General features: G+C 29.3%; 14 protein-coding genes and 1 pseudogene. 14 read left to right on the top strand and 1 reads right to left on the bottom strand.

The annotated features are described in order from the left end of the window. The first annotated feature begins 25 nt into the window (after nt 1–25). Nucleotides 26–696 (top strand): annotated as a pseudogene (locus OIF33_RS09130) (response regulator transcription factor). Beyond that, on the top strand, nt 680–2,104 hold the full coding sequence (locus tag OIF33_RS09125) for a HAMP domain-containing sensor histidine kinase (protein ID WP_322503937.1): 1,425 nt from the start codon (nt 680–682) through the stop codon (nt 2,102–2,104). Before OIF33_RS09130 ends, OIF33_RS09125 begins: the two are co-directional and overlap by 17 nt. 267 nt (nt 2,105–2,371) lie before the next feature. Here the strand turns inward: OIF33_RS09125 and OIF33_RS09120 are convergent, their stop codons facing one another. After that, nucleotides 2,372–3,202: a LysM peptidoglycan-binding domain-containing protein gene (locus tag OIF33_RS09120; protein ID WP_322503936.1), complete on the bottom strand. Its 831-nt coding sequence runs from the start codon at nt 3,200–3,202 to the stop codon at nt 2,372–2,374. Nucleotides 3,203–4,488: 1,286 nt separating this feature from the next. Between OIF33_RS09120 and OIF33_RS09115 the strand changes: the two genes are divergently transcribed. The 12 genes from OIF33_RS09115 (at nt 4,489) to eutC (ending at nt 16,736) form a co-directional block, all read left to right on the top strand. Continuing rightward, complete coding sequence (locus OIF33_RS09115; RefSeq protein ID WP_322503935.1) at nt 4,489–5,148, top strand: CoA pyrophosphatase; 660 nt, start codon at nt 4,489–4,491, stop codon at nt 5,146–5,148. A gap of 63 nt (nt 5,149–5,211) precedes the next feature. Beyond that, a complete protein-coding gene (locus OIF33_RS09110; protein WP_322503934.1) occupies nt 5,212–5,631 on the top strand; it encodes a DUF5412 family protein in 420 nt (139 codons plus the stop codon). 292 nt (nt 5,632–5,923) lie between these two features. Continuing rightward, complete coding sequence (locus OIF33_RS09105; RefSeq protein ID WP_322503933.1) at nt 5,924–7,411, top strand: NAD(P)/FAD-dependent oxidoreductase; 1,488 nt, start codon at nt 5,924–5,926, stop codon at nt 7,409–7,411. A gap of 138 nt (nt 7,412–7,549) precedes the next feature. Further along, nucleotides 7,550–8,176 carry a DedA family protein gene (locus tag OIF33_RS09100; RefSeq protein WP_322503932.1) on the top strand — a complete coding sequence of 209 codons (627 nt, stop codon included), beginning with the start codon at nt 7,550–7,552 and terminating at the stop codon, nt 8,174–8,176. A gap of 250 nt (nt 8,177–8,426) precedes the next feature. Then, nucleotides 8,427–9,557, top strand: coding sequence for a 1-propanol dehydrogenase PduQ (locus tag OIF33_RS09095; protein WP_322503931.1), 1,131 nt, complete (start codon nt 8,427–8,429; stop codon nt 9,555–9,557). 353 nt (nt 9,558–9,910) lie between these two features. Next, complete coding sequence (locus OIF33_RS09090; RefSeq protein ID WP_322503930.1) at nt 9,911–10,261, top strand: BMC domain-containing protein; 351 nt, start codon at nt 9,911–9,913, stop codon at nt 10,259–10,261. Nucleotides 10,262–10,264: 3 nt separating this feature from the next. Further along, nucleotides 10,265–10,699: a EutP/PduV family microcompartment system protein gene (locus OIF33_RS09085; RefSeq protein WP_322503929.1), complete on the top strand. Its 435-nt coding sequence runs from the start codon at nt 10,265–10,267 to the stop codon at nt 10,697–10,699. Between the two features lie 17 nt (nt 10,700–10,716). Continuing rightward, nucleotides 10,717–11,292: an ANTAR domain-containing response regulator gene (locus OIF33_RS09080; protein ID WP_322503928.1), complete on the top strand. Its 576-nt coding sequence runs from the start codon at nt 10,717–10,719 to the stop codon at nt 11,290–11,292. A 4-nt stretch (nt 11,293–11,296) separates the two neighbouring features. Further along, complete coding sequence (locus OIF33_RS09075; RefSeq protein ID WP_322503927.1) at nt 11,297–12,724, top strand: sensor histidine kinase; 1,428 nt, start codon at nt 11,297–11,299, stop codon at nt 12,722–12,724. A gap of 282 nt (nt 12,725–13,006) precedes the next feature. Then, complete coding sequence (eutA, locus tag OIF33_RS09070) at nt 13,007–14,440, top strand: ethanolamine ammonia-lyase reactivating factor EutA (RefSeq protein WP_322503926.1); 1,434 nt, start codon at nt 13,007–13,009, stop codon at nt 14,438–14,440. An 18-nt stretch (nt 14,441–14,458) separates the two neighbouring features. Beyond that, complete coding sequence (locus OIF33_RS09065) at nt 14,459–15,826, top strand: ethanolamine ammonia-lyase subunit EutB (protein ID WP_322503925.1); 1,368 nt, start codon at nt 14,459–14,461, stop codon at nt 15,824–15,826. Between the two features lie 16 nt (nt 15,827–15,842). Beyond that, nucleotides 15,843–16,736, top strand: a complete 894-nt coding sequence (gene eutC / locus OIF33_RS09060) for an ethanolamine ammonia-lyase subunit EutC (RefSeq protein WP_322503924.1) — start codon at nt 15,843–15,845, stop codon at nt 16,734–16,736. Nucleotides 16,737–16,745 lie beyond the last annotated feature (9 nt).

Raw genomic sequence — 16,745 nt, 5'->3', positions numbered from 1 at the left:
TTAAGTGATAAATACTTTAGGAGGAATCATGAAAAAAATATTAGTAGTTGAAGATGATAAGAAAATAAATGAACTTGTGGTGGAGTTTTTAAAAAGTGAAGGATATTATGTTGAGTATGCTTTTAATGGAATAGAAGGATTCTATAAGTTTAAGGATAATAATTTCGATTTAATTATCTTAGATGCCATGATGCCTAAACTAGATGGATACTCTCTATGTGGTTTAATAAGAGAAAAAAATAAGGTGCCAATATATTTTTAACTGCTTTAAGTGAAGCCAGTGATGAGATTAAGGCTTTTGATGCTATGGCTGATGACTATATAACTAAGCCATTTTCTTTTCATGTGCTTATAAAAAGAGTAGAAGCGGTTTTAAGAAGAAGTGGAATTGAAGAAGAGGAAGAAAATAATAGCATAATAAAGTTTAAAGGGTTAAAGCTAGATTTAAGTACCTACAAGGCTTATGTTGATAATGAAGAAATTGAATTGACTTTAAAGGAATTTAATATATTGAAGTTTTTAATGAATTCATATCCAAGAGTGCTTTCTAGAGAAGTTCTTATGAATGAAGTCTGGGGATATGACTATTATGGAGATATGAGGGTTATTGATGCACATATAAAAAACATAAGAAAGAAAATCGTATATGACTATATCGGAACAGTTAAAGGAATTGGTTATGTTCTTAAAGAATAAGTGGTGCGGCATAGGGGTAAAGAAAAAACTATTTATTATATCTACAGCTGTTATTTTAATAACCTCTATAATAACATATACGGTTTTGTTTTTTACGGCTCCTAAAATATATTCAGCTTCCAAGAAAAATAGCATTGAAAAATCAACAATCGAGATTATAAATATTTTAGAAAGTGGAAAAGAAAGTGACTATACAAGTGCTTTAAACCAATATGCTTATAAAAATGAAAGTTTTGTGTTTATAACCAACTCCTATGGTGAAGTAGTTTATGCATCTAATAACAATATGGTTACGAAGTATAGAATGAATCACTTAAAAAGATCAGTTGATAGCTTAAGACCAAGGCAAGAAGATGTTGAAATTATTAAAAACTTCTATTTTAAATCAATAGATCAGTATTGTACTTTAAAGATAATATCACCTAATAGGATGAAAGATGAAATTCAGAAGATAATGCTAATTATGCTTCCAATAATAGCTTTAATAACCTTAGGAATAGGAATATTAGCTCAATACATATATTCAAAGGTAATAAGTAAGCCTTTAGGCAATATAAATGAGGTATCAAAGAAAATTGCCAATTTAGATTTTAGCACAATTCTTAATTATTCTGGAAATGATGAAATTGCGCAGCTTTCAAGAAGTATTAATTCAATAAGTTATAATTTACAGAAAACAATAAAGGATTTAAAAAAAGCTAATAAAAGCTTAGTAAATGATATAGAAAAAGAAAAGCTACAAGATAAGAGAAGAAGAGATTTCTTAAAGGCTATATCTCATGAACTTAAAACTCCTATAACTGTTATAAATGGACAAATAGAAGGTATGATTTATAATATAGGTCCATATAAGGATAGAGATAAATATTTAAGAGAAAGCTTAGAAAGCCTGGAAGAACTTAGAGGTCTTGTTCAGGAAATAATAAACCTTGCTAAATATGAAGAGGGCCTAACTTTAACCTATAAAAAGTTTAATTTAAATGAGTTAGTGTATGAAGTTATCTATGGTCATGATTACTTTAAGAATGAAAAAGGGTTGAAGATAAACATATTAGAAGAAGGAAAACTACATATAGTTGGAGATGAAAATATAATAAAGATGGTTTTTTCAAATTTAATAAACAACAGTTTAAAATATTCAAAGGGTAATAGAGATATAAGAATAAAGATATTTGAAAATGGATCTGTATATATAATTAACTTTGTAGAAAATGCTGAAGATATAGATAAGGATTTATTATTTAAGGCATTTTATAGAGGAGATGAATCTAGAAATAAAGAAATAGTCGGAAGTGGCTTAGGGCTTTATATAGTTAAAACTTTAATAGAGACCCATGGTAATATTGACTATGACATTGAAATTAAAAATGATGAGTTTATATTTAAACTTGATTTTCTTAAGATATAAGATGGTCTTACAGTTCTATTTAAAAATCAACACTAGTTTAAAATATAGTCTAAAAATAAAAAGGACTTATGAAAATACTTATATTAATAAGGCTTATAAACATTTTAGAAAATAGACATTTATCAGTCTTTTAAAAATGGTTATAGGTTTCGTTAATTAGGTATTTATCTAAAGTCCTTTTTCATTTTATTCAAAATTTTATTTAATAAAGAGGTTTACTTTAAAAAAGTTTTTTAAGATGCTAAGTGTAATATTTACCTAAATTATTTATATGTTAGGTAAGAATACTTCCTCTCCTAATGGAAGTATATCGTTGTGGAATGGATTAACATTCATAAGAAAATCTATAACAACCTCATGATTATAAGTAGGATAGTATTTTCTTGCTATGTTATACCAAGTATCCCCTTCTTTTACTGTGTATTTTTTTCCATCCTCAAAAGCATTTACAGGAACTAGTAAGGTATCCCCTGATTCTAGTGAAGAAACATTACTTACTTGATTGAGAGATTTTATAATATTTAAACTAGAATTAACAGTACAAGTTTCCTTAAACTTTTTAGCAACGTCACTTAAGCTTTCATTTTCTTTAAGAGTATATTTTTCAGTTTCTAAATCATTTAAGTAAGAAGAGTAGCTTAGTGTTTTCTTGCTTTCAGATTTAGAGTCATCAGTTTTAGTTCCCTTGTTATTATTATCTACAGGTTTCTTTGAGTTTGAGTTTTCATTGGAAGTTTTCTCACTGTTTTCATTAGTCTTGCTCTTATTTGATTTCTCTTCAGTAGATTTTTCCTCTGAATTATTAGAAGTTTTCTCAGATTGCTTTTCATTTGTATATGAGTCATTTTCTTTTTGCTTTGGATCAGTTTCTTTCAATCTCTCACTTAAGTCATTTTGTGAATCTTGATTTTTATCTTTATTCTCAGAAGAAGTATCTACATCATCAGCCTCATCATAATCAGTAGGATTATTGCTTGAAACCTTCTGAGAAGTTGCTTTGTCTTTCATTAATATAGAAAAAGTTGAATATGTAAAGTAGCCTAATAAAGCTACACATACTAGTGATCCTACAAGGATCAAGGTATTTTTTTTGTTCATTTTTAATAGCCCTCCTATTTAAATTTATACTAGGATTGTTGACCAATTTTTGTAAAATATACAATAAAAAGAATCTTAAGCAAAATAATTTTCATTTGGCTTAAGATTCCTTAACAAATAATAAATTTAAGGGGAATATATTATTATATTCAAAAACAAAATATTTGATATGGATAAAAATTACTATTTTTCTTAAAAAAGCTTGATTTAGTATAAAATTAGAATTATAATGTAAACGTATTAAGATATTGGTTTATATATGTATAGATTTAATTATTAACTTATTTTTTTAGCCTTCCTGGTCGGTTTAGGGAGGGCTATTTTTCTCTGAAAATCAGCAATAGTCTAAATCATAGCCTAAAATAAATATTAAGAACTTCTTTAAGGAATCCTTCTTTCTAATCAGCAACAAAAATTCTTTCACCTTCACTTAAACTCTATAAGCATCTTAAATCTATTAAGCTTAACCTTTCTGGATTATTAAGTTTTTCTAAATCCTCTGTATTAAATTTTTTACTCATAATAAAGTCCTTTCATATATAAATTTCAAAGTTTACTTTAGTATCATAAATTTAAATTTATAAACGTCTTTTTGTAGGCTTTAAACTTTTAATGGATTATTATTGATGATTGAAGAGTTTATTATGAGTATTTAATAAAATAAGCTTAGTAATTCATTAGTCTGTGATGTAAAAATGATAAAAAGTTTAATATGATTAAGGAAAAAGGTACTAGTGAAAGTATTGTTATAAATCTACTTTTGGTAAATTTTCCTATGATGAGAAGTAGTAAAGTGATAATTAATAGTACAATAGTTTTAGTGAAATCCATGGAATAGGCCTCCTTAATTATTGGAATATTTATTTTGTAAAAATAGTTAGATTTAAAAAGAAAGCTTTAATTAAATTTAAAGTGAGTAATTTATAATAAAAAAAGAATAGTATTTTATAATTTCTTTAGAATTTTAGAGTTTTTAAAAGTTTCTTTAGAATATATAGAGAATAGTTTGAATTTAAATCTTTGTTCACAGAGAACTTTCATGTTATATATTAATTAAGGTTAACATATAAGTATATATCATGTTATTAAATTATATGAGTTAATTAGCAATACTATGAAACATAAGGTTATAAAAATAAAGTTAATTTTTATGAAATTTTATTTTATAAGATATTATGATTTAAATTTGAGAAAAAGCTTTACTTATATGAAATTATTATGGTTTAAAAAGAGATTATAAGTATTTTGAAATAGTAGATTTAGTATCAAGAGGTGAGAGAAATATTATGAGTAATATTGAGGAATTAAAAGAAGTATTTAAGGGATATGAAGTTGGAGTAAATGGATCGGAAGACATGAAAAGATGTGCCGTTTTAATACCTCTTATAAATATAGATGGGAAATATAATATTATTTTTGAGATAAGAAATAACAAGTTAAATAGTAATCCAGGAGAAATATGTTTTCCAGGAGGAGCTATGGAAGATGGAGAAAGCCCTAAGGAAGCTGCTTTAAGAGAATGTTTTGAGGAAATTGGATTAGGAAAAGAGAACTTAGAAATTATAAGTGAGCTAGATTTTTACGTTTCACCTAATAATATATTAATTTATCCATTTTTAGGTTTTGCAAAAGATACTAAAGAAGATATAATAAATAGTATTTTGATAAATAAGGAGGAGGTAGAGGATGTATTAATAGTTCCTTTAGAATATTTTATAAACTATGAGCCAGAGGTAACTTATAGTAAGATTCTGAATGTTCCAAAGGAGGATTTTCCTTTTCATAATATAATCGGGGGAAAGGATTATAAATTTAGGGAAGGAAAGTACAAAGTTATATTTTACAAGTATGATAAATATGTTATTTGGGGAATGACAGCTAGAATACTTGAAAATTTTTTAAATTTATATAGAAATTTTCATAATAATCAAAAAGCTACGAATTAAATTTTATTGAGTAATGGTAAAATGTTTTAAAATTTGATTATTAAAAACGTAAGGAGAGATTAAGTGGAGAAAATAGATTTAAATAAGAGATGTAAGGTAAATAAAGTTATTATTGCTTTTACATTTTTTATAGTCATTGGTACTTTGGGAGCAATTTGGTTTTCTACCTTTAATTATTATTATAAGGGTCTTAAAAATAATAAGATATCAATGGATAGATTACCAGTAGGTAGTTTTCAAGAGAGTCATGATTCTCCAGACAAGAGATACACCATAAATTCATATATATGTAGCTCAGGAACTTTAAATGATTGGGCTGCAAGATGTGAGTTAGTAGATAATTTAAGTGGTAATATTAAAAATATTTACTGGGATTATAAAATAGAAACAGTGGATATTAAATGGATTAATGGTAATGCTGTTTCAATAAATGGCCATCATATAAACGTTGAAAAAGAAGTATATGATTGGAGAAAAGAATAAAAAATACAAAAAAGACAAATACTCAAAGTATTTGTCTTTTTTAAATCACATTCAATAATACGTAAATAACACAAAAGTGCATTAAAAATGAAAAAATAATTAGTTTACTGATGACAAATTAAGAAAAGAGGGTGTCACCAATAAAACCTTTACATTGATTATAATATATTATTTTAAAAAAATCAAGAAAATGTTTTCAAAAAATAATAAAGATTTTAGTAATAAATTCAAAAGAATAATTTGGTATTATAATATTTATAAATGGTTTTGAGAGAAAGGAGGTTAATCCAATATGGATTATGACGTAATAGTTATTGGAAGTGGATTAGGAGGATTAACTCTAGGAAGTAGATTAGCCGTATGCGGATATAAGGTTGGAGTATTTGAAAAGCATTTTTTAGCAGGAGGATATGCTACTAACTTTAAGAGAAAATCATATAATTTTGATGTTTCTCTTCATGGACTTGGAGGATTAGATCAAGGCGGAAACTTAAAAAGAATTTTTGAGGCATGTAAAATAAATGATAAAGTAAAGCCTTTAAGAAATGAAGAGGCTTATTATATAAAGTATAATGGAGAGAACCTATGTATTCCTAATAATAAGGAAAAATACTTAAAGCTTTTAATAAGTAAATTTCCTCTTGAGGAAAATGGAATAAGAAAACTTTTTAATGCTATTGAGAGCTTTGAAAAAGGATTTAATAAGTTTATCCTAGATAAGGATGCTAAGTTCTTATCAAAAATAAATAAAGAGGTTTTCTTATTTATTAATTGGTCAGAAAAGACAACTTATGAAGTTATTAAGAAATATGTTTCAAATGAGGAGTTTATAAAGGTATTTACTGCACTTTGGATGTATTATGGACTTCCACCTAAAGAATTAAGTGCATTATACTTCTTTATTCCTTGGATTTCCTACCACAAGTATGGAAAATACTATGTTCATGGAGGAGCTCAAGTTCTTTCAGATAGCTTTGTTGAAGTTATAAAGGAGTATGGGGGAGATGTGAAGCTAAGAAGTGAAGTTGAAAGAATAATATATAAGAATGGAGAAGTAAAGGGCATATCTCTTAAAAATGGAGAAATATTTACAGCTAAAAGAATAGTATCAAATGTTAATCCTATAAGTACATATAAACTTTTACCAGAGGGTGCCTTAGAGGAAAAAGAGGTTAAGAAGATTTTTGATGAGAAGATAGGATGTACTTTATCTCAACTTTATTTAGGATTAGATTGTAATCCTAGAGAATTAAATATACCAGATGATGAAGTGTTTATTTTAGGTGATGGTTCTCATGAAGAAAATTACTTACTATCTTTAGAAGGAAGTTATGAGAAGGCCAGCTTTTTACTTACTAATTACAATGGAATGGACAAGAACTTGAATGAGGATAATAAGGGAGTTCTTACTGTAACATATATAGATAATTATGATAATTGGTCTAAGGATAGAATAGAATATAAGAAGCAAAAGGAAGAAGTAATAGAGAAAATAATAGAGAGGGTTGAAAAATATTATAAAGGGATTAAAGAGCATATTGTGGTTAAGGAGCTTGGAACACCTAGAACTATGGAAAGATATACAGGAAATCCTAAAGGAGCTGTTTATGGATATGCTCAAAGTGTAAAGCAAGCAGGAAGACATAGACTTAAAAGTACAACCTCTATAAAAAACTTAAGCTTAGTAGGTGCTTGGGTAAACCCAGGTGGTGGATATGAAGGAGCTATTTCAGGTGGAATTACTGAAGCTCAAAGAATATTAAAAGAGGATAATAATTAGAATAAGCTTTTGAGGGTTAAGGTTTTTTTTATCCATGAAAGAATAATCACTCTTAATAGGTTTAGATTTCTTATTATCATTTAATTATTTCTATAAGTAAAGAGTAAATTTATAGAAAAACAGAAAGGAAAATAGTTTATGAATTTTTTTGCTAGTTTTATTAGCTTTATAGTTTATTTGGCAAGTACTTGTGGGTATGTTGGAATATTTATATTAAATATACTTGAGTATGCCTGTTTACCATTTCCAAGTGAAGTCGTGCTTCCTGCAGTTGGGGCTAATGTGGCAAGTGGCAAATATAACATTATGTATGCTTTACCAATATCTATAGTTGGAGGAGTTATTGGTGCCTTAATAAGTTATTCAGTAGGAAAATATGCAGGGCAAAGAGTTATTGCTTTTGTTGAAAGAAAGCATAAAAAGAGTAAATTTATATTTAAAAAGATAAATAGACTATTTTCTAGATATGGAAGAATAACTGTTTTTTTAGCTAGGGTTTTACCTTTTACAAGAACATACATATCTCTTTTTGCTGGGGCAGAAAAGGTTAATAAGGGGATGTTTATTGTACTTTCAGCCATAGGAATAACAATTATGAATGTTTTTTATCTTTCATTAGGATATTTTGCTTATGATAACAAAGATTTTATAGAAAAAGCTTTAAAACATTATTCAATAGCCTTAATTAGTATTGTAGTCTTAGCTATTGGAGGATATTATATTTATAGAGCTTTAAAGGATAAGAAGCTAAAGAAAGAAAATTAAGTTTTATTGACAAGCTTTTTTTAAAAGAGTATATTAAAAATAACACAATGTGGTGTTTAGAGAGCAAAGAAGCTCCATAGGGAATCCCTATGGAGCTTCTTATTTTTTTATAAGTATATATTTTAAGAATTTGTTGATTTTTAGCTAGTACTTCAGAACTAGCTTAATTTCTTGAAAATCAAACTTATTCTAACTATATTACTTTATAAAAATCTCTTGCCCATAATTAATAAGAAGAGGGGAGCTAATAATGAATAGGTTTAAGATTAAGACAGAAATACTTTTTGGAGAAGGAGCCTTAGATTATTTAAAAGAACTTAAAAACAAAAAAGTTTTTATAGTTACAGATCCTTTTATGGTGAAGTCAGGGACTATAGAAAAATTAACTAATAACTTAACATCATCAGAGGTTGGTGTATTTAGTGAAATAGTGCCAGATCCACCAATTGAACTAGTTGTAAGTGGAATTGAAATGATTAAGGCTTTTAATCCAGATGTGGTTATTGCCTTAGGGGGAGGTTCTGCCATAGACGCAACTAAAGCAATAATAGATTTCTCAAAGAAAATAGTTGAATTAAATGAAATTAAGTTTATAGCTATACCAACAACTAGTGGTACAGGCTCAGAGGTTACTTCATTCTCCGTAATAACAGACAAGGAAAAAGGAATTAAATATCCTTTAGTTTCAGATGAATTATTACCAGACATAGCAATTTTAGATCCAGAACTTGTTAAAACAGTTCCAAATTTCATAACTGCTGACACAGGGATAGATGTACTTACTCATGCTTTAGAAGCCTATGTTTCTAAGAATGCAACAGACTTTTCAGATGCCTTGGCAGAGAAGGCTGCTACTTTAGTATTTAACTATTTACTAAAAGCTTATGAAGATGGAAACGATATAGAAGCTAGAGAGAAGATGCACAATGCTTCTTGTTTAGCTGGCTTAGCATTTAATGAGGCTTCTTTAGGAGTGAATCATGGTATTGCCCATGTTTTAGGAGGAAAATTCCATGTGCCTCATGGAAGAACTAACTCAATATTATTACCTCATGTAATAGAATATAATGCAGACATAACAGGATATAACACAAAGGATTTTAATGAGGCTGCTAAAAAATATGCTAGAATAGCTAAAATAGTTGGCTTACAAGGATCAAATACTAGAAGTTTAGTTAAAAATCTTATAAATGAAATTAAAAAGATGCAAAAACTTATGAATATGCCTACAACTTTAAGAGAGTGTAAAGTTGATATTGAAGAGGTTAATAAATTAGAGCGAGAAGTTGCTCAGTTAGCATTAAAGGATGCTTGTACAGAGGCTAATCCAAGAGTGCCAGATGAAGAGGATATAATATTAATTTTAAACAAAATTAAATAAATAGTTGTTTTTAAAGCTCCTTAAAAGATTATGGTATTTAGTTTTTTAGGGAGCTTTTATTTAAATGGTTTTCATAAGTCACTATTTTAGAAAAGGCCCAAGAAAAAGACAGTAAATTTGTTAATATGACAAAATAATATGAAAAATATATGAATATATTGACAATGAATTGATTAAAATTTATAATAAGATTATCACAAAGGTGTGATTAAGTTTTAGAGCGATGTAGCTTCTTAAGGGATTTCATTTACTCAAAAATAGGAATGAAACTTTAAGGGGCTTTTTTATTAAAGAGTTATGAAAAGGATTTAACTAGTCAATAATTTAACGTGTGAAAGTAAGGTGAGAAACATATGGGAGAAGAGTCAAAACAGAGAATTATACAAGAATATGTACCAGGGAAACAAGTTACACTTGCTCATATAATAGCAAACCCTAATGAGGATATATATAAAAAGTTAGGGCTTATAGTAGCAAAGAAAGATGCTATAGGAATATTAACTATAACGCCAAGTGAAGCATCTATAATAGCAGCAGATGTTGCTACAAAGGCTTCAGGAGTTTCATTAGGTTTTATTGATAGATTTAGTGGATCCCTAATAGTAACTGGTGATATAAGTTCTGTTGAGTCAGCCTTAAATGAAGTTTTAGATGTTTTAAGTAACATTCTAAATTTCTCATCAACTAAGATTACGAGGACTTAAGATATGAGTAGAGTAATATTTATGGGTAAGACAGGAAGTGGAAAAACAACTTTGTGCCAAGCCTTAAACAATTTAGAGATAAAATATAAGAAAACTCAATCCATAGAACTTTACGATAATGCCATAGATACTCCTGGAGAGTACATGGAGAACAGAGGGTACTACAATGCTTTAATAGTTACAGCAACAGATGCTGATATTATAGCCTTAGTTTATGATTGTACTTCAGAAGAAAATTACATTGCTCCAGGTTTTGCAAGTATATTTTGCAAAGATGTAATAGGTATTATCACAAAGATAAATCTAGCTAAGAATAAAGAAGAAATAGACATAGCAGAAGAAAGATTAAAATTAGCTGGAGTAAGTAAAATATTTAAAGTTGATACAGTAGATGGTGTGGGAATAGAAGAGTTATTTAATTACTTAAACAAATTTTAATTTGAGGTGAACTGTTAATGAAAAGAACTATAGTAATAGTCGATGATGAGCCTATTACAAGAATGGATACGAGGGAAATTTTAGAGGCTAATGGATACGATGTTGTAGGAGAGGCTTCTGATGGTTTTGAAGCAATTGAAGTTTGTAAAAAATGTAATCCTAGCTTAGTTTTAATGGATATAGATATGCCTTTATTAGATGGAATAAAAGCTAGTAAGGTATTAACTAGAGAAAAATTAGTTGGGGGCATAATATTATTAACAGCATTTGAAGATAAAAAGTATATTGAAATGGCTAAGGAAGTAGGAGCCTTTGGATATATAATTAAGCCTGTAAATGAAAAAGTATTTATTCCTACTATAGAAATGTGCTTATCAAAGGCAGAAGAATTTGATGAACTAAAAAGAGATTTTAATAAAATAAATAACAAATTAAATGATAGAAAATTAATTGAGAAGGCAAAAGGAATACTTGTTAAGCAATTAAATTCAACTGAGGATGAAGCTTATAATAGAATAAGAAAGTTAAGTATGGATAGAAGAACTACCATGGCTGAAATAGCAAAAATTATCATTGTTGGATATGAGGAATAATCAAATGATTGGAACACTGTGTAGAGAGTACACACTTTTAAGCCAGGAAGAAATAAATAAGATAAGAGAAGTTTCTAAGTCTTTACAACTTATGGCTGATTTTTATGAAAGTGATGTATTTATAGATGTTTTAGATAAAGATAAAAACTTTGCTATTGTAGTAGAACATGCTATTCCGGAGGACAAACCTTCCTTATATAGAGAAAAAGTAGTTGGAAAAAAAGCTTTAAAGGAAAATGAGCCTGGTGTTTTAGAAACTTTAGAAACTGGAACAGTTAATAAGGATATAAAGGCACTAAATCAAGAAAATAAGTTTGTAAAACAGAGAATACATCCAATTCTTCATAAAGAAAAGGTTGTAGGAGTTGTAATAGTAGAAAAAGACATTAGTAATGAGCTTGAAATTACTTTCAAGATAGACATAAGTTCTGCAAATGAAAAATCAGAATCAAAAGGGTTCTTAAAACTTTTAAAAGAAGGTACTTTAATAACAAATAACCTTCATGATGGGATTCTTGTTTTTGATAAAAAAGGAAAGCTTGTTATAAAAAATATTAGGGCTGATAACATCTATAATTGTTTAGGCTATGAGAGCATAGACTATGGAGATGATTTTGATAAATTATCCCTAGATGGAGCTAAATTTGAAGACATTTCTAGAATTTTTAATAAAAAAGAGGGTTTTAAACAGGTTAGAGAAATCCAAGTTGAAAATTCTTATTTTGAATTAAGTAGAACATTTACAAATAAAGAAAACTTAAGAGTGATAGATATAATAAAGGACATAAGTGAGGTTAAAAATAAAGAGGCTGAATTAGTTTTAAAGTCAGTAGCTTTAAAAGAAGCTCATCACAGAGTTAAAAATAGTTTACAAACAGCAGCTGCATTACTCAGAAGTCAAAGTAGACGCTGTAAAAGTGAGGAAGCTAAAGAGTATTTAGAAGAGAGTGTAAACAGAATACTTGCTATTGCCACAACTCATGATTTATTATCTAAGTCACAAGGAAGTAATATTAAGGTTAGAGATGCCTTTGAGGTACTAATAGAAAATATAAAGAAAAGTTGGTATGGAACCAATATAAACATCTATATAACAGGAAACAATTTTTATATAGGTGGAGAAAAATTAACTGGCTTGCTTCTAATAATGAATGAGCTTATACAAAATTGTTATGATCATGCATTTGGTAATAAGGAAGAGGGAATAATTCAAATTCTTATTCAAAGTCATGGAGAAGATAAGACTATAGCTGTTGTAGATGATGGATGTGGTTTTGATTTAGGGTTAGTTAATAATAATAACTTAGGATTATTCATAGTTAATAGTTATATGAAAGATCAACTAAAAGGAACTATGGATATAACTTCTAGTAAACAAGGAACTAGGGTAATATTAAATTTTAAAATTGAAGAGAATAAAGAATGTAAATAACTATGAACTGCGAGGTAGTGGTTTGAATTGAGCAAAGAGGCTTAAGGTTATAGAAAAGGAAACTTAGATTTTTAATCTAGTTTATTTCTGTAACTTTAAGCCTTTTTAGTTCTTTAAAATAAAATTTTAGCTTAAGAGAGGGTTTATTTTTTAGCTAGAACTTTAAGGACTAACTAAAAAATAAACACTTATCTAAGCTAAAGAGTTTAGTTAGAGTGTTATGAGTTGGCATAAAAAACAACAACTTATAAAATTTTTGAAAAGCATTAAGGAGGTGAAAGGGTGAGAGAAGAACTTTTAAGTGTTGGAATAGACATAGGCACAAGTACAACTCAGCTTATATTTTCTAAGTTAATAGTTGAAAATGAAGCATCAGCTTTTACCGTTCCAAGAATAAGCATTGTAGATAAGGAGATTATCTATAGAAGCGAAGTTTATTTTACGCCACTTATTTCAAATACTGAAATAGATGGACAGAGAATAAAGGAAATCATTGAAGAAGAATATAAAAAGGCTGGAATAAATAAAGATGATATTCAAACAGGTGCAGTAATCATAACTGGAGAGACAGCAAGAAAGGAAAATGCAAACGATGTATTACATACATTAAGTGGATTCGCTGGAGACTTCGTTGTGGCAACAGCTGGACCAGACCTAGAAAGTATTATAGCTGGAAAGGGTGCTGGAGCACATATTTATTCTAAGGAACATTCAACCAGTGTTGTAAATATGGACATTGGAGGAGGAACAAGTAACCTTGCACTTTTCTTAAGAGGTGAGGTGAAGGAAACAGGATGTCTTGATGTAGGAGGAAGACTTATAAAGATTAATCCAAGTACAAGAGAGATAACTTATATTTCACCTAAGATAGAAAAGATTATAAAAGAAAAAAATCTAGGACTAGAAATAGGAACTAGAGCCACATTAGAAAACCTTAAACCAATAATTGATATGATGGTTGCTTGGCTAGAAGAAAGTGTTGGTTTAAGACCTAAGGATGAATACTTTGATTACATAGTAACAAACAAGAGTATAGCCTTGGAAACAGAGATAAAATGCATATCCTTCTCAGGAGGAGTTGCAGATTATATATATTATGATGGAGAAATCCAAGACTACTTTAAATATGGCGATATTGGAATAATATTAGGACAAGCTATTAAAAACTCAGATTTATGTAAGAAGCTTAAAGTAATAAAATCCATTGAAACCATAAGAGCAACTGTTGTAGGAGCAGGTTCTCATACAACAGAAATAAGTGGAAGTACAATTACTTACACAGATGATAGCTTCCCAATAAAAAACTTACCTATATTAAAGCTTAGTCTAGAAGATGAAAGTCAAGGAGCAGAAGAATTAGAAAAAGCTCTTAAAAAGAAAATAGAGTGGTTCAGATTAGAAAATGACTTTCAAAAGATAGCTATAGCTATTAATGGTAAAAAGAACCCATCCTTTAAAGAAATACAAGAGTATGCAAAAGGTCTTGTAAATGGAATGAAGGATTTAATTAAGAAAGATGGAGAACTCATAGTAGTTGTAGAAAATGACATGGCTAAGGTTTTAGGACAAGCAATATATTCCTTACTTAATTTCGAAAAAGAAATTATCTGTATTGATGGTATTAAGGTTGAAAATGGTGATTACATAGATCTTGGAGCACCAATTGCAGAGGGAAGAGTATTACCTGTTGTTATAAAAACACTAGTTTTTAACTAATTGGAAGGAGGATAAGAAATGATTTTAAAAACAAAATTATTTGGAAAAGTCTATGCTTTCAAATCTTTAAATGAGGTTATGGCTAAGGCAAATGAAGAGAAATCAGGAGACAGATTAGCTGGATTAGCGGCTGAATCTTCAGAGGAGAGAGTAGCAGCAAAGGTTGTATTATCAAATATAACTTTAGAGGATTTAAGAAATAATCCAGCAGTTCCTTATGAAATAGATGAGGTAACAAGAATAATTCAAGATGATGTAAACGAAAAAATTTACGATGAGATAAAACACTGGACAGTATCTGACTTCAGAGAATGGATACTTGATGAAAATACAACAGGTTCTGATATAAGAAGAGTTTCAAGAGGTTTAACTTCTGAAATGGTAGCAGCTGTAGCAAAATTAATGTCTAACATGGACTTAATATATGGGGCAAAAAAGATAACTGTAACAGCTCACTGTAATACAACAATCGGTGAAAAAGGAACTTTATCAGCAAGACTTCAACCAAACCATCCAACAGATGATCCAGATGGAATCATGGCTTCATTATTAGAAGGATTAACTTATGGAGTTGGAGATGCAGTTTTAGGATTAAACCCAGTTGATGACTCAGTTGAGAGTGTTACTAAGGTATTAAAGAGATTTGAGGAAATTAAGCAAAAGTTTAAAATTCCAACTCAAACTTGTGTACTAGCTCACGTAACAACTCAAATGGAAGCTATAAGACAAGGAGCTCCAACAGACTTAATATTCCAGTCAATAGCAGGTTCTGAAAAAGGGAACGAAGCTTTTGGATTTAATGCAGCAACTATAGAAGAAGCTAGACAATTAGCTTTAAAACAAGGAACAGCTACAGGTCCAAATGTAATGTACTTTGAAACTGGACAAGGTTCAGAGCTTTCATCAGATGCTCATCATGGAGTTGACCAAGTAACTATGGAGGCTAGATGTTATGGATTCGCTAAGAGATTCCAACCATTCTTAGTTAACACAGTTGTTGGATTTATAGGACCAGAGTACTTATATGATTCAAAACAAGTTATAAGAGCAGGTTTAGAAGACCACTTCATGGGTAAATTAACAGGAATACCAATGGGATGTGATGCATGCTATACAAACCACATGAAAGCAGACCAAAATGATATAGAAAACTTAGCTGTATTATTAACAGCAGCAGGATGTACTTACTTCATGGGAATTCCACATGGAGATGATGTAATGCTTAACTACCAAACTACAGGATACCATGAAACAGCTGCCTTAAGAGAAATGTTTGGATTAACAGCTATTAAGGAATTCCAAGAATGGTTAGTAGAAATGGGATTTGTAGATAAAGATGGAAAGCTTACTAAAAAAGCTGGAGATGCATCTGTACTTTTAAGATAGGAGGGAGAAGAGAGTTATGAACGAAAAAGATTTAAAACTAATGGTTGAGCAATTAGTTAGCCAAATGGTTGGACAAGTTGATACGCAATCAATAGAAAAAGTGGTTAAGGAAGTTACTCAAAATCAATCTCAAATAGAAAGTGATGATGAGTTTATACCAGATATTACAGAAATAGATATAAAGAAACAGCTTTTAGTTGATGATCCAGCTGATAGAGAAGCTTACTTAGCTATGAAAGCTAAAACTCCAGCTAGATTAGGAACAGGAAGAGCTGGTGCTAGATATAAGACTATAACAGCTTTAAGAGTTAGAGCAGACCATGCTGCAGCTCAAGATTCAGTATTCTCAGATGTTTCAGAGGATTTTATTAAGAAAAATAAATTAATAGCTGTAAAAACTTTATGTACTGATAAGGATGAATATGTAACTCGTCCAGACCTTGGAAGAAGGTTTTCACCAGAAACAATAGATTTTATAAAAGCAGAGTGTGATAAAAATCCTAAAGTTCAAATCATGGTTGGAGATGGATTAAGCTCAGCTGCTATAGAAGCTAACTTAGAAGATATTCTTCCTGCAATAGAACAAGGATTAAAAATGTATGGCTTAGAAGTTGGACCTATATTATTCGTTAAATATTGTAGAGTTCCAGCTATGGATGCTGTAGGCGAGGCAACTGGAGCAGATGTTGTTTGCTTACTAGTTGGAGAAAGACCAGGCCTTGTAACTGCAGAATCAATGTCAGCTTACTTAGCATATAAACCAAAGGTTGGAATGCCAGAGGCTAAGAGAACCGTTATATCAAATATTCATAGAGGTGGAACAACTGCCGTTGAAGCTGGAGCTCACATTGCAGAGTTAATAAAAACAATGTTAGATAAAAAAGCTTCAGGAATAGATCTTAAATTATAAGTTTGGAGG

It is taken from the genome of Clostridium sp. LIBA-8841 (genome assembly GCF_034439435.1).
Taxonomy (GTDB): domain Bacteria; phylum Bacillota; class Clostridia; order Clostridiales; family Clostridiaceae; genus Sarcina.
This window is presented reverse-complemented; position numbering and strand designations above follow the sequence as displayed.

Excerpts from the sequence above, each read along its gene's own strand:
- OIF33_RS09125 (WP_322503937.1), top strand. The coding sequence starts at position 680 with ATGTTCTTAAAGAATAAGTGGTGCGGCATAGGGGTAAAGAAAAAACTA.
- OIF33_RS09120 (WP_322503936.1), bottom strand. The coding sequence starts at position 3,202 with ATGAACAAAAAAAATACCTTGATCCTTGTAGGATCACTAGTATGTGTA.
- OIF33_RS09115 (WP_322503935.1), top strand. The coding sequence starts at position 4,489 with ATGAGTAATATTGAGGAATTAAAAGAAGTATTTAAGGGATATGAAGTT.
- OIF33_RS09105 (WP_322503933.1), top strand. The coding sequence starts at position 5,924 with ATGGATTATGACGTAATAGTTATTGGAAGTGGATTAGGAGGATTAACT.
- OIF33_RS09100 (WP_322503932.1), top strand. The coding sequence starts at position 7,550 with ATGAATTTTTTTGCTAGTTTTATTAGCTTTATAGTTTATTTGGCAAGT.
- OIF33_RS09095 (WP_322503931.1), top strand. The coding sequence starts at position 8,427 with ATGAATAGGTTTAAGATTAAGACAGAAATACTTTTTGGAGAAGGAGCC.
- OIF33_RS09090 (WP_322503930.1), top strand. The coding sequence starts at position 9,911 with ATGGGAGAAGAGTCAAAACAGAGAATTATACAAGAATATGTACCAGGG.
- OIF33_RS09085 (WP_322503929.1), top strand. The coding sequence starts at position 10,265 with ATGAGTAGAGTAATATTTATGGGTAAGACAGGAAGTGGAAAAACAACT.
- OIF33_RS09080 (WP_322503928.1), top strand. The coding sequence starts at position 10,717 with ATGAAAAGAACTATAGTAATAGTCGATGATGAGCCTATTACAAGAATG.
- OIF33_RS09075 (WP_322503927.1), top strand. The coding sequence starts at position 11,297 with ATGATTGGAACACTGTGTAGAGAGTACACACTTTTAAGCCAGGAAGAA.
- OIF33_RS09065 (WP_322503925.1), top strand. The coding sequence starts at position 14,459 with ATGATTTTAAAAACAAAATTATTTGGAAAAGTCTATGCTTTCAAATCT.
- eutC (WP_322503924.1), top strand. The coding sequence starts at position 15,843 with ATGAACGAAAAAGATTTAAAACTAATGGTTGAGCAATTAGTTAGCCAA.